10 protein-coding genes are annotated in these 13,841 nt (G+C 59.2%); 5 read left to right on the top strand and 5 right to left on the bottom strand.

Annotated features, from left to right (window positions below; translation table 11 throughout):
• Positions 1-17: 17 nt before the first annotated feature.
• On the bottom strand, positions 18-1,028 hold the full coding sequence (gap, locus tag RMQ97_RS02830) for a type I glyceraldehyde-3-phosphate dehydrogenase (protein ID WP_413659316.1): 1,011 nt from the start codon (positions 1,026-1,028) through the stop codon (positions 18-20).
• Positions 1,029-1,467: 439 nt separating this feature from the next.
• On the opposite strand from gap, the gene RMQ97_RS02825 reads away from it, so the two are divergent.
• From RMQ97_RS02825 to RMQ97_RS02815, 3 genes are all read left to right on the top strand, one after another.
• Positions 1,468-2,679, top strand: a complete 1,212-nt coding sequence (locus RMQ97_RS02825; protein WP_413659315.1) for an NAD-dependent epimerase/dehydratase family protein — start codon at positions 1,468-1,470, stop codon at positions 2,677-2,679.
• 135 nt (positions 2,680-2,814) lie between these two features.
• Positions 2,815-3,123, top strand: coding sequence for an autorepressor SdpR family transcription factor (locus RMQ97_RS02820; protein ID WP_413659314.1), 309 nt, complete (start codon positions 2,815-2,817; stop codon positions 3,121-3,123).
• Positions 3,120-3,761, top strand: a complete 642-nt coding sequence (locus RMQ97_RS02815) for a hypothetical protein (protein ID WP_413659313.1) — start codon at positions 3,120-3,122, stop codon at positions 3,759-3,761. Before RMQ97_RS02820 ends, RMQ97_RS02815 begins: the two co-directional genes overlap by 4 nt.
• 34 nt (positions 3,762-3,795) lie before the next feature.
• Here the strand turns inward: RMQ97_RS02815 and argE are convergent, their stop codons facing one another.
• Complete coding sequence (gene argE, locus RMQ97_RS02810; protein ID WP_413659312.1) at positions 3,796-4,956, bottom strand: acetylornithine deacetylase; 1,161 nt, start codon at positions 4,954-4,956, stop codon at positions 3,796-3,798.
• A gap of 136 nt (positions 4,957-5,092) precedes the next feature.
• On the opposite strand from argE, the gene RMQ97_RS02805 reads away from it, so the two are divergent.
• Together RMQ97_RS02805 and RMQ97_RS02800 are read left to right on the top strand one after the other, a co-directional pair.
• Entirely contained in the window at positions 5,093-6,598 is a 1,506-nt protein-coding gene (locus RMQ97_RS02805) for a pilus assembly protein TadG-related protein (RefSeq protein ID WP_413659311.1), read from the top strand.
• 90 nt (positions 6,599-6,688) lie between these two features.
• Positions 6,689-8,188: a pilus assembly protein TadG-related protein gene (locus RMQ97_RS02800; protein WP_413659310.1), complete on the top strand. Its 1,500-nt coding sequence runs from the start codon at positions 6,689-6,691 to the stop codon at positions 8,186-8,188.
• Between the two features lie 24 nt (positions 8,189-8,212).
• Here the strand turns inward: RMQ97_RS02800 and RMQ97_RS02795 are convergent, their stop codons facing one another.
• The 3 genes from RMQ97_RS02795 to RMQ97_RS02785 all read right to left on the bottom strand — a co-directional run bounded on the left by RMQ97_RS02795 (position 8,213) and on the right by RMQ97_RS02785 (position 13,825).
• Entirely contained in the window at positions 8,213-8,965 is a 753-nt protein-coding gene (locus RMQ97_RS02795; RefSeq protein ID WP_413659309.1) for an FKBP-type peptidyl-prolyl cis-trans isomerase, read from the bottom strand.
• A gap of 26 nt (positions 8,966-8,991) precedes the next feature.
• Positions 8,992-11,853: a M16 family metallopeptidase gene (locus tag RMQ97_RS02790; protein ID WP_413659308.1), complete on the bottom strand. Its 2,862-nt coding sequence runs from the start codon at positions 11,851-11,853 to the stop codon at positions 8,992-8,994.
• A 115-nt stretch (positions 11,854-11,968) separates the two neighbouring features.
• Positions 11,969-13,825 carry a dipeptide ABC transporter ATP-binding protein gene (locus tag RMQ97_RS02785; protein WP_413659307.1) on the bottom strand — a complete coding sequence of 619 codons (1,857 nt, stop codon included), beginning with the start codon at positions 13,823-13,825 and terminating at the stop codon, positions 11,969-11,971.
• Between the last annotated feature and the right edge of the window lie 16 nt (positions 13,826-13,841).

The following is a 13,841-nucleotide window of genomic DNA, read 5'->3' as shown; positions in this document are numbered from 1 at the left end:
TGGCTGGCGATACGGTGTTAGAGATATTTGCCCATTTCGACCGTGGTATCGATCATGCGGCAGGCAAAGCCCCACTCATTGTCGTACCAGGTCATCACGCGCACCAGGCGCTCATCCACGACCTTGATCTTGTCGATGGCGCAGATGGATGAACGGCTGTCGTGATTATAGTCGATGGACACCAGCGGAATGCTGTCATAGCCCAGCACGCCTTTCATCGGCCCATCGGCAGCGGCCTTGATCGCTTCCGACAATTCCTCGGCCGTTGTCGCCCTGCCCGGCGTGAAGACGAGATCGATCAGGGAAACATTCGGCGTCGGGACACGCACGGCCGCCCCGTCGAGCTTGCCCGCCAGTTCTGGCAGAACCAGGCCCACTGCCTTCGCGGCGCCGGTCGAAGTCGGCACCATCGACATGCCGGCGGAACGGGCGCGGTGCAGGTCCTTGTGATTGCGGTCAAGCGTGGGCTGGTCACCGGTATAGGCGTGGATCGTGGTCATATGACCGCGTTCAATACCCACGGCATCATTGAGCACTTTGGCCACCGGCGCGAGACCATTCGTGGTGCACGACGCATTAGAGACAATAATGTCCTCAGCACTCAGCTGATCATGGTTCACACCATAGACGATGGTCTTGTCTGCATTCTTGGCCGGCGCGGAGCACAGAACACGCTTTGCTCCAGCTTCGATGTGCGCCATCGAGGCTTCTTTTGAATTGAAGGCGCCTGTGCATTCCAGCACGACATCAATGCCCATCTCTTTCCAGGGCAGTTCGGCGGGATTGCGGTTGCACACTTTCTGGATCTTGCCAAACCCGGCATCAATCCAGCCATCACCGACCTTGATCTCGCCCGGATAACGGCCGTGAACACTGTCATAGGTCAAAAGGTGTGCATTGGATTCGGGCGTGCCGCTGTCATTAATGGCAACCACTTCCACTTCGCCCCAGCGCTGGTTTTCGAGAACCGCGCGCAGGGCCAGGCGGCCAATACGTCCAAAACCGGTGATTGCGATACGCAGGGCCATTGAGCCTCTCCATTCCTGTGGACAGGAGGACCACATGATCCGTCATGTCCTTGACCGTATGAAACGGCGCGGATTTAGCGGCCTTTGGCCCCCGCGTCCACACACGCCGAGCGGAAAAAAGGGTTATCGCTCCGACTTTTATCGCCCAGCACCCAGCACACGCACGCGCACCCTGCTGCACCGCAACACGAGCCCACAAGGCCAAGCCCCCGAAGGAATAGACCTGTTACCGGTATCTAGACGATCACAGATTTTCAGTCTGTGTCGAAATATCACACCCCGTCCGGGTCCACACCCGAACTGCAAATTCTATATCGCTTAGCGCGCATTATACATTGACACACCTGCGCTTGCGCAGAGGCGGGACTTGAAATGCCCGGCACCGCCTGCAATGAAACCAAATCGGCAATCACACTTACGTTATGGGCAGCGTTGTATCATGAAAGTCATTATTCTCGGCGGCGACGGTTTCTGCGGCTGGCCTAGCGCTCTGCATCTGTCCAATATTGGTCACGACGTGGTCATTGTTGACAACCTGTCGCGCCGGAAAATCGATATCGAACTCGAGGTCGAGAGCCTCACGCCTATCCGACCGATGGGCGAGCGCATTGCGGCCTGGAAAGAGGTTTCCGGCCGGGACATCCGTTTCATCGATATGAATATCGGCAAGGACTACCAGGAATTGGTGGACCTGATCGATGCGGAAAATCCGGATACAATCATCCATTTCGCCGAACAGCGCGCCGCGCCGTACTCCATGAAGTCCGCGCGCCACAAACGTTACACGGTCGACAATAATCTGAACGCCACCAATGATGTGCTGGCGGCCATTGTCGAAACCGGCAAGGATATCCACCTCGTCCACCTGGGCACCATGGGTGTCTACGGGTATGGCACGGCCGGTATGAAGATCCCGGAAGGCTATCTGAAGATCAAGGTGGAGACGTCGGAAGGCCTCAAGGACCAGGAAATCCTGTATCCGGCCAATCCGGGTTCGATCTATCACATGACGAAAACCCAGGATCAGCTCTTCTTCCACTTCTACAACAAGAACGACAAGGTGAAGATCACCGATCTCCACCAGGGCATTGTCTGGGGCACCCAAACCTCGGAAACCAAGCGCGATGAACGCCTGATCAATCGTTTCGACTATGACGGCGATTACGGCACCGTGCTGAACCGGTTCCTGATGCAAGCCGCTGTTGGCTACCCGCTGACCGTACATGGCACGGGAGGACAGACGCGCGCCTTCATCCACATCCAGGACACGGTGCGCTGTATCCAGCTGGCCGTTGAGAAACCGCCGGCCGATGGTGAGAAAGTGCGCATCATCAACCAGATGACCGAGACGCACCGGGTCCGCGATCTGGCCCGGATGATTGCCGACATGACCAATGTGGAAGTCCAGAACGTGTCCAATCCGCGCAATGAGGCGGACGAGAACGAGCTGCACGTCGAAAACGACACTTTCCTGGAAATGGGCCTGGAGCCGATCACCCTCGCTGAAGGCCTGATGGAAGAGGTAACAGAGATTGCGCGCGCCTATTCGGATCGCTGCGACACCTCGAAAATCCCCTGCGTCTCCTATTGGGGCAAAGGACGTGAAGATGCCGCGTCACAAAGCGATGCGGACGCCACGGCCGCCGAATAAGCTGCCCCCTACCGGGCTTGAAGAGGCGCCCTGCGGGGCGCCTTTATTGTATTAATTCAAATACATAGAGGAAAAACGAAACAAATTTCGGTCCGGGCCTTGCCATAAATTAGATGATTAGCTAAATATCGATTTATGAATACGGCATTCAAAGCACTTTCTGATCCGACGCGACGACGCGTGCTGGAAATGCTCCGCCAGGGTCCCCTGACGGCCGGCGAGATTTCCGCGCACTTCGACGTCTCGAAACCGACCATGTCGGCCCATTTCGCAGTCCTGCGTGAAGCGGGTCTGGTCTGCTCGGAAAAGCACGGCACCTCCATCACCTACCAGCTCCAGCTGTCCGTTCTGGAGGACGCCCTTCTAGGCTTCGCCAAAATCTTTGGCTGGGAGTTACAGCCCGCCCAAAGCGCATCAGACCCACAGGAAGGACCAGACGCATGAGCACGCACGATACCGCCCCCGGCCCGAAACAGTTCGGTCAGATCAGTTTTGGCCTTGTTTCCGGCCTGGTCATGGTCACCCTGTGTATACTGGTTGCTGGAAAGGAATTGGAGTTCCTGCCCGACCCCGTCACCAAGCGGGGCGTGGGACTGACCATCGGTCTGATGTTGATCATGGCCGGCAACTACCTGCCCAAATTTGTCCTGCCATTGAGTGACCGGTCATACCGCGTGCCCGCCCTTCTCTCCGCAGAACGGTTTTCAGGATGGGTTCTGGTGCTTACCGGCCTGGTCTACGCGATCGTTCTGATCATCACCCCGATCGACGACGCCCTTTTCAGGGCCAGCCTCGTAGGCCTCGCCGGTTTCGGACTGGTTGTGATCAATTGGGTGCGCATCTTTGCAAGCCCGGCCGTGCGCGACCTCGACATACATGAGACCGCCACCAGGCTTTCACCCGCGCGCATGGCAACCCTGTCGATCCTGAACGCCATCCTGTGGGTTTTGGCAATGTTTGTCACCGACGCAATCTGGGGCGATCAAGCCGCGCAATGGCTGGCCATCATCTTCGTCATCGTCAACGGTGTGTTCGCGGTCGGTCTCAGCAGCCGCCTGCTGACCAATCCTTCCCGCACCTGATCAACATCCAAAAGGGCGCCCCCGGGGCGCCTTTTTACTGCGCGAGATGGCGAACCAGTTTCTCCATGAAAAGACAGCCCTGTCGCATCTGATCAATGGCAATAAACTCATCCGGCTGGTGGGCCTGCGCGATGGATCCCGGTCCGCACACCACCACAGACAGGCCGGCCTGCTGGAACTGCCCGGCCTCCGTCCCGTAGGCCACAACACGCGAGGCATTATCTCCGGTCAGCTGACGCGCCAGACGTTCGGCAGCGCCATCATCCTCGGGTCGAAAAGCCGGCACGTTGGAGAGGACCTCCACCGTGACCTGCGCCTCGGGAGCGTATTGCCTCATCCGGGCCTGTGTCTCCGCCGCCCGTTCGAGCAATCCGTCATAGATCGCCTGGACATCATCCCACGGACACGGCCGCATCAGACTTTGAAACTCGCCCTTGAGCGCGAGAATATTCAGGGCTGTCCCGCCTTGCATTTTACCAATGGTCAATGTGCCATGAGGCGGGTCGAACGGGCTGTCCTCCGGGGCAGCCTCCACCATCGCCTGGGCACTCTCATAGAGATATTGCATCAAGGGCACGGCATGGGTAACGGCACAGGCACCATCATAGACCAGGCTGGAATGCGCCTCATGCCCTGTCAGGGCGACCCGCACCGAGAACAGGCCCTTGTGCGCCGAGACCACTTTCATCTCGGTGGGCTCCCCCACCACGACGATTGAAGGCTTGGGCGATTGCTGCATGATCTCTTCGATCAGCGCCGGCGCGCCCAGGCATCCGACCTCTTCATCAAAGGAGAAGGCGAAGTGGACCGGACGCTTGAGATCGCCCGCTGCAAACTGGTCGGCATAGGCGAGCGCGCAGGCGATGAACCCCTTCATGTCGCAAGTGCCGCGCCCATAAAGCCGACCATCGCCCTTATCGGTGAGAATGAAGGGATTACTGGTCCAGGGTTGACCGTCAACCGGTACCACATCGGTATGTCCGGACAGGACGACACCCCCATCCACATCCGGTCCGATAACGCCATGCAGGTTGGCTTTTTGACCATCGTCACTGGGCACACGCACACATCGCGCACCGGCCGCAAGGAGGCGGGCCTCAACCCAGTCAATCAGTTCGAGATTGGACAGGCGCGAGGTCGTATCAAAGGCAACGAGGTCACGCAGGATTTCAAGAGCGGTATCGGTTCTGGACATGGGCGCGATGTGACCTGTTCATCCCGTTGGCGTCAATGCTCTGTCTGAATTGAACGACACGCTTAATTCAGGGCTAACGCTGTCTCTCGATGCCGGCTTATCGTCGAGGCGTCTGGCTGATAGCTCTGTTTTTGTTATGAAAAGCCTGAGCTCCACATGTCTGGGTCTGCCCCTACGTTTTGCCCGCCACACGCGCGGCAATGTGGCGATGATCTTTGCTCTCGCCCTTCTGCCTCTCACCGTTCTGGCGGGAGGCGCCATCGATTTCAACCAGGCCATGAATGCGCGCACGCGCCTCGCCCAGGCGATTGATGCGGCCGCCCTGGCCATCGGCACCTATCCCGATATCGGACGGGGTGACGCCACAACCATTGCGCAGGACTTTTTGGCGGCAAACTATCCCGAATGGGAAATCGGACAGCTTCAGAGCCTGAGCGTGGACCTCGACACGATCAATGACACCGTCACGGTTAATGCGACCGCAAAGGTCGATACCGCCATTCTGGGACTTGTCGGGATCGATTCTCTGACGGTGGACTGGGAAAGCGAAGTTGTTCGCGCACGCCAGAATCTGGAACTGGTGATGGTGCTCGACAATACCGGCTCCATGGGCGGCTCCAAGATCTCCGCTCTGCGTGACGCCGCCAATCTGCTCACCGAAATCCTGTTCGACGCGGCTGAGGATCCCGACGCGATACATATCGGCCTGGTCCCCTTCGCGGCCACGGTGAATGTCGGTCCGGGATATGAGCGCGCCTGGTGGCTGGATCCGAACGGAGCCAATCCGCTGCACGCCGAGTGGTCAGGAGCCGCAAACGCCAATCACTGGGACCTGTTCGACGCGATGCGGTACGAGACTTGGGAAGGATGTGTGGAAGCCCGCGCGATACCCATGGATATCGATGACACACCGCCCAGCAATGGCGCCCCCTCAACGCTCTTCATCCCGTATTTCGCGCCCGATGAACCCGATAATGACTGGGATTATCGCAATAACTATATCAATGACGGTACGTCCGGCAGCACGAATACCCGGCTGCAAAACCTCGACAAGTATGAGGACGGGCAGGTGTGGGATGATTACGGCCCCAATATGCGCTGCACCACCACACCCATTACGCCACTGACCAATTCCGAGGCGACGATCGTCAATGCGATCAACCGCATGGGTGCAAGTGGCACGACCAATATTCCGCAAGGCGTGGGCTGGGGGATCCGCGTGATCTCACCGGAGGAACCGTTCACACAAGGCACGGCCTGGGATGATGAGGAGATCCTCAAGGCGATGGTGATCCTGACCGATGGCGATAATGTCATGTCCGGTCGTTCCACCGAGCTCCGGTCAGACTATAGCGCTTACGGGTTTTCCCGGGACGGACGACTGGGAACAACCTCTTCCAGCTCGTGGACCCTGCGCAATGAGCTGAATGACCGCCTCGAAGCCGCCTGCGCACTGGCACACGAGATGGACATCCGGGTCTATGCCATCACCTTCCAGGTCTCGTCCTCCTCGACCCGGGCCCTGATGCAGGATTGTGCCAGCCATCCCTCCTTGTATTTCGACAGTCCTTCCAACAGCGCCTTGCGCGATGCCTTTCAGATGATCGCGGGCGATCTGACCAATCTGCGCCTGTCGCGATAGATAAAAAGCGCGACAAACTTTCATTAACTGCCTTCCCTAACGGGGTTTTAAACCTGTGCGCGTAAATGTCGGTGTCCAAGAGGACACGATATGGCTATTTCGACCTGGCTGGCCCGCCTGGGACAGTTCGCCCGCAATACACGCGGTAATGTTGCGATGATTTTCTCGCTCGCCCTGGTGCCGATCACGGTGCTGGGCGGCGGAGCCATAGACTTCAACCAGGCGATGAATGCCCGCACACGCCTCGCCCAGGCGCTCGACGCCGCCGCCCTGGCTGTCGGCACACGCGCCGATGTTTCCAACAGCGAAGCTCTGACGATCGCCAACGACTTCATCGAAGCCAATTATCCCTCGCGCGAAATCGGCGTCATCCAGAACCTCAATGTGGATGTGGACGACGAGACGGACACGATCACCGTCACCGCGGAAGCCAAGGTCGGCACATCGATCCTCGGCCTGATCGGCATTGAATACATTACGGTCGACTGGGAGAGCGAAGTCGTGCGTGCGCGCCAGAACCTGGAACTGGTCATGGTGCTCGATAATACCGGCTCCATGGGCGGATCACGCATTTCCGCCCTGCGTGGCGCGGCCACACTGCTGACGGAAATCCTGTTCGATGCGGCCGAGGATCCTGACGCCGTCAAGATCGGCCTCGTACCCTTCGCCGCCACCGTGAATGTCGGCACCCAATTCGAGCGTGTGTGGTGGATGGACCCTGATGCGCGCAGCCCGCAACACGCCGACTGGTCGGGCAATACAGGTGCCAATCACTGGGATCTGTTCGACGACATGCGCAATGAGGAATGGGAAGGCTGCGTCGAGTCCCGGTCCATTCCCATGGACATCAATGATACACCCCCCAGTAACGGCAATCCGTCCTCTTTGTTTGTGCCGTATTTTGCACCGGACGAGCCGGATAATGACCGCGATTACCGCAATGACTATCTGCGTGACGGGACGAGTGGCAGTTGGTCCACGCGCCTGCGGCGGCTGAGCAAGTATCGCAACGCCCGGGTCCGCGCTGATTACGGTCCCAATATGCGCTGCACGACCACACCGATCACGGCGCTGACCAATAATGAGCGCACAGTGTTAAACGCCATCAATCGTATGGGAGCGAGTGGCACCACCAATATCCCGCAAGGTGTCGGCTGGGGCATTCGTGTGATCTCACCCGGACAGCCCTTCACTGAAGGCGTCTCCTGGGCCGATGATGATTTCATCAAGGCGATGGTCATCCTAACCGATGGCGATAATGTCATGTCCGGACGCTCGACCAGCCTGCGTTCAGATTATGGCGCTTACGGTTTCTCGCGCTTCGGGCGGTTGGGCACCACCACATCCAGCTCTTCGACCCTGCGCAATCGTTTGAATGACCGTCTGGAAGCGGCCTGTGACGAGGCCAAGGAATTGGGCATTCGTGTCTATGCGATCACCTTCCAGGTGAATTCATCATCGACACGGCGCCTGATGGAAAGCTGTGCGAGCCATCCCTCGCTGTATTTCGACAGCCCGTCCAATCAGGCCTTGCGGGATGCGTTCGAGATGATTGCGGGCGACCTGACAAATCTGCGTCTGTCGCGCTAGGCCGCCCGGCAAGGTCCGTCCGCTTTATTCAGCGCTCTCGCTGTCTTCGGAGGTGTCAGCCGCCGGACGATCCGGCAGAGCGATCAGTTCCAGCTCGAAATTAAGAGCCTGGCCGCCCCGGATATCGGCACCCGCACCGCGATCACCATAAGCCAGATCGGAGGCAATGAAGAGTTCCCAACGCTCACCGACCCGCATCAGCGGCAGGGCTTCGACCCAACCGGCGATCAGGCGATCAGACGGGAAGGTGGCAGGTGCACCCCGGCTGTAGGAACTGTCGAACTCACCGCCCTGAGGCAGGGTGCCACGATAATGCACGGTGACATTCTCGCCAGACACCGGGCTCTCGCCGTCGCTGGACTGGCGAATGCGGAACAACAGGCCGGACGGCAATTCAAAGACGCAGGCTTGCGTCCGCATGACGTCGAGATAGACCTCGGACGCAGCCCGGAAAGTATCGAGAGAATGCTCGTCCGGAAACTCGCCAGCGGGAACCGTGAGATCATCCGCGACATCACAGCGACGCGCGATATCCGCAATCAGGCCATTGGCCCGCTCAAGCGCCTGCGCCTGCTGGACGATGTGCTGTTCAGCCGCCTGGATATACTGGCGCATCTGGGTGTTTTCGGCTTCAAGCCGGGCCTGATCATCAGACATGGTTTCCGTCTCCGGCTGTTCGGCGTCAAGGGCCGGTGTTTCGGTCTCTGTCTCGCTGGCCGGCGCACAGGCCGCCACGCTGGCCAGAACGGCCGTCAGGGCAAAATAACGGGGTGACATCAAAAGACTCCTTGGTGAAACACCATCTACCCATCCTCGGGGCGCGGCACAATGCTCACACGCCAGGCCCTGTCAGGATCGAGATAGGTTTCGGCGGCCTCAACCAGATCAGCGATCTCGATCGCCTGGTAATCCTCGACCAGCGTACGCACAATATCGAGCCGCTGCGGCTGTGCCTGGGACCGTGCCAGCCAGGCTAGCCACCAGCCATTGCTCTCAAACCGCTCTTCAATGCCTTCCAGGATGGGGCGACGGGCCCGCAAGAATTCATCTTCGCTGATCTGACCGGCCACGATCTCGGCTGCCACGTCTTCAACGGCCTGATAGGCGGCATCCAGATTATTGATCTGCACATCCACGCCGACCCACAGATATCCATAATCCGGGAAGACATAGGACAGCGTGTCATCAACGGCGGCGGAATAGGTGAACCCTTCCTGTTCTCGCAGTCGCTGCGTGAGTTTAAGGTCAAACACGGCCCGCAAGAGCGCGATCTCACGCGCCTCCCGCGTGTCGAACGCATCGCGTGTCGGCCAGTAAATATTGGCCATGCCCTGATAATCGACACCATTGTGGTAGAGCTCGACCGGCTCTGCAGCCGGGGCGGGGAAACTCACCTGTCGGCGCGACTCATACATCGGCCACGCAGTAGAGCGCTTGGGCAAAGCCCCCAGGGTCCGCTGGACGGCCGCCAGGGCCGTCGCCTCATCGACATCGCCCAAAATGGTCACTTCGATAGGCGCTTCAGCCAGGACGGGAGTGAGATAAGCGATGATCTCGTCCAGTGAGATGGCCTCGATCTGTTCGGCGCTCGGGAAGCCATAACGCATATCACCAGAACGCAGCAGACGCGACACCTCAGCCTGGATCACCCCGCCCGGAGACCCATAGAGGTTCCGGCGAATCTCCGGAGCGATGGACGCAAACTGGCTAAAGCCTTCCGGCCGCCAGCCCGGATGGGTGAAATAGGCGGTGATCAGGTTGAGCTGTGAATCCAGATCCGTCGGTGTGGTGATCCCGGACAGGGAGAAGTTATCGGCCCCGACCGAGAAATCGACACCCACCTGCTGGCCCGCCAGCACGCTGGACAATTCATCAGCGCTGTGAGCTTCCAGGCCTGACGCCGTGAAGATTGCGCCGGCCAGCTCATCCACATACGGACGCACAGACGGTTCGAGCTTGCCGCGTCCAAAATCGACACGAACGCGAACCTGTTCATCCCGGAAATCGGTCTGTTTAAAGTTCACGCGCACACCATTATCGAGCTCGAACTGGACATAGTCGAGATCCTCGATCTCGGTACGGGTCACGACCTCAGCGGGCTCTCCGAACTCCTGATAGGCAAATTCCACGCTGGAGAAGTCTTCCGGCGGCTCCACAGACTGGGAATAGGACTGCACCCAGACATCCCGGATCTGGCTTTGCGCATCCTCAACCTCCTGCGAATTGGACAGAAAGATCAGCGGTTCCACATTATCCCAGCGCGCGCGGAAAGAGGCATTGACCGCGTCCACGGTGATGCGATCTTCATTGATCAGAAAACGCTCCAGCATCGCCTCGGGATGGGTAAACACCCGATCCCCGCGCCAGGCGGACCAGATCGCATCGGCCAGACCGTCTGTCGTACGCGTGCCAGACCGTTCGGCGGCATTGCGCATCCCGGTTCTCAGATTGGCCAATTGCTCATCAAGTTCAGCCTGGGTGAAACCATGGATCAGGGCTCGGCGAACTTCCTGCTCGGCCAGTTCCAGCGCTTCTTGCCACCGGTCGGGTGTGGAGACCAGCAAGACCGTTGAGCGTTCGGCCAGCTCGTAATCATCCGTCGTGGAGACCTGCGCCTGCAGAAGCGGTGACGTGCCCGAACTCATGATCGTATCGAACCGGCGAGAGAGAATGACATCTCCCAGTTCTGAATAGGCTGTTTCAAGCCGGGTCGCGGCGTTATCGGGGCGGGCCTCATAGGGGCGCACGGCATCAACCGTCAAGATCGTGAAGATTTCGGGGTCATAGAAGAAACCCGACGAGAAGGGACGTCCCAGGGTCAACGTGCCCAGATCCGGATCGGGACGCAGCGTTTCAGGGCCGTTCCAGTCAGCGAACTTCTCCTCGATACGCGCCTCGACTGCCTCGGGGTCGATCGACCCTGTCACCACCAGCATGGCACGCTGCGGCACGTAATAGTTTTCGTAATAGTCGAGAAACGCGTCGCGCTGCGCGGTTTCAACCACTTCGACCAGGCCAATCGGGTCGCGATCAGGGATGAGGGTTCCGGGCATGCGAAAACGCGTCAGCGCATTATTCCAGCGCCGGATCGGCGTGTTGCGGACACGCTCTTCGGACAGGATCACATTGCGTTCGCGATCTATGGCATCCGCATCCAGAAGCAGACCATCAGCGGTCTCGCGCATCAGGAACAGGGCGGTGTCCAGCGTATCATCATCGGCTTCGGGCAGATCGAGCTGATACCCCACCGTGTCGTACCCCGTGAACGCATTCGTGTCGGGACCGAATTGCAGGCCATAGCGTTCCAGCAAGGCAACCATCTCGCCTTCGGGCACATTCTGCGATCCGTTGAACGCCATATGCTCGATGAAATGGGCCAGGCCGCGCTGTTCCTCGCTTTCTGCCAGCGAACCGATATTGAAGACCAGACGGACGGATGCGACGTTAGGCGGGGTATCATTGGCCAGGATGGCATAACGCATACCGTTCTCCAGCTGGCCATAATGTACAGCTGGATCAGGTTCGAGATCGCTCACATCGTGCGGCCAGACCGGGTCGACGGTCACGACGGGATCAGTCTGGACCGGCGTGGGTTCCGGCTGGGAACCGCAGGCCGCCAGACAGGCCAGACCAGCCGTAACGACGGCCATACGAAACGCGTTCATGACGGCGTGAGACACATCAATCCTCTTGGATTACAGACAGCTTCCCCGATCGCAACCTAACGCCTGATCGAGGCCTGTCGAATGAAAATGCGGCAATCGCCCTGTCAGAAGTCGATCAAGAGGCGGGTTCGGCCACCGGATCATGCTCTGCAACCCAGTGCCCCGGGCTCACTTCGATTAATTTCGGACGATACTGTTCTGCATCCGGATCGTCGATCAACCTGGATTTCAAGAAGCGCAATTGCGCCCGTGTATCCATCGGAGACGGCAGATCGCCTTCGAGCTTGATCCGTTCGCGGGTCTTTTCCACTTTTGGATCGGGGACCGGCACGGCCGAGATCAGCGCCTGCGTGTAGGGATGACGCGCGTCCGTATAAATTTGTTCGCGATCGGCCATCTCCACCACACGCCCCAGATAGAGCACCATCACCCGGTGGGAGATCTCGCGCACGACTGAGAGGTCGTGGGAGATGAAGATCATCGACAGATCCAGCTCGCCCTGGAGCTCGAGCAGGAGATCCACGATCTGGGCCTGGATCGACACATCCAGTGCGGAGACCGCCTCGTCGCAGATCACCAGCTTGGGGCCAAGGATCATGGCGCGCGCAATCCCGACACGCTGGTTCTGACCACCGGACAATTCATGCGGGTAACGATTGATCATGGCCGGGTCGAGCCCCACCTTGGCCATGATCTCGCGAACCTTCTCCTGGCGCTCCGCCGAATTGAGGCGGGGTGCATGCGTGTTCAGGGGTTCAGCAATCGAGGCACCAATGGTCATGCGCGGGTTCAGCGAGGCCAGTGGGTCCTGGAAGACAATCTGGAGATCCTGACGCAGATCGCGCATCGCTTTATCCTTCAACCCCAGGAGGTCACGCCCGATCCAGCTGATCGTACCGTGATGGGCCGGAACCAGTTTGAGCACGGCCCGCGCGAGCGTGGACTTGCCACAGCCCGATTCGCCCACCACACCGACAGTCTCGCCGGGTTTGAGGTCGAAACTAACCCCGTCGACCGCGCGCAAGATTTTGAAGTCCGGGAAGAAACCGCCCGACACCTTGATCGGGAAATGAACTTTCAGGTCATCCACGGCCAGGAGCGGCTCTGCGTCCGGCTTTTGAACCGGCACCAGGCCGGTACGGCCGGGGCGGTCCGGCTGATCCAGACGTGGCATGGCATCGAGCAGCATGCGCGTATAATCGTCCTGCGGGTCGGCGAAGATCTGTTCCACATCCCCTTCTTCGACATACACGCCGTACCGCATCACCTGCACACGATCCGCCATCCGAGCAACGACACCCATATCGTGGGTAATCAGCGCCAGAGCCGCACCGGTCTCGTGCTTCAGCTCGTCCATGATATCGAGAACCTGGGCCTGGACGGTGACATCCAGCGCCGTGGTCGGCTCATCACAGATCAGCAAATCCGGCTGGCACTGCATCGCCATGGCAATCATCACACGTTGGCGCATGCCCCCGGACAACTCATGGGGAAACTGATCCAGCCGACGCCGCGCCTCGGGAATTCTCACGCGCTCGAGCCATTCCAGCATGTGTTGCTGAGCTGCCTCGCCCTTCAGTCCGAGATGTTTTGACAGGACCTCGCCCAGCTGCGCACCGACCTTCATATGCGGTGTCAGCGAGGTGAGCGGATCCTGGAAGATCATCGTCATCTGCTTGCCGCGCACGGTATTGAGCTTGCGGATGGGCAGTCCGAGGATCTCTTCCCCGCGATACTTGATCGACCCTTCCGCCTTGCCATTTGATGCGAGCAGCCCCATCGCCGACAGGAAGGTCTGGCTTTTGCCAGAGCCTGATTCACCCACAACCGCCAGGCATTCGCCAGCCTTAATGTCCAGCGACACACCTTTAACGGCGTGAACCTCACCGTCAGGCGTATCGAAGCGCACATTCAGGTTTTCGACCTGCAGAATGGGGGTCTCAGCCGCCCCGTCGTGTTCTGTACGCTCCACGCGCCACTCCCTTACC

Origin of the sequence: Maricaulis sp. D1M11 (genome assembly GCF_047308265.1) — a bacterium.
Classification (GTDB): Bacteria; Pseudomonadota; Alphaproteobacteria; order Caulobacterales; family Maricaulaceae; genus Maricaulis.
The sequence above is the reverse complement of the archived record's forward strand: the minus strand, read 5'-3'. Positions and strand labels throughout refer to the sequence as shown.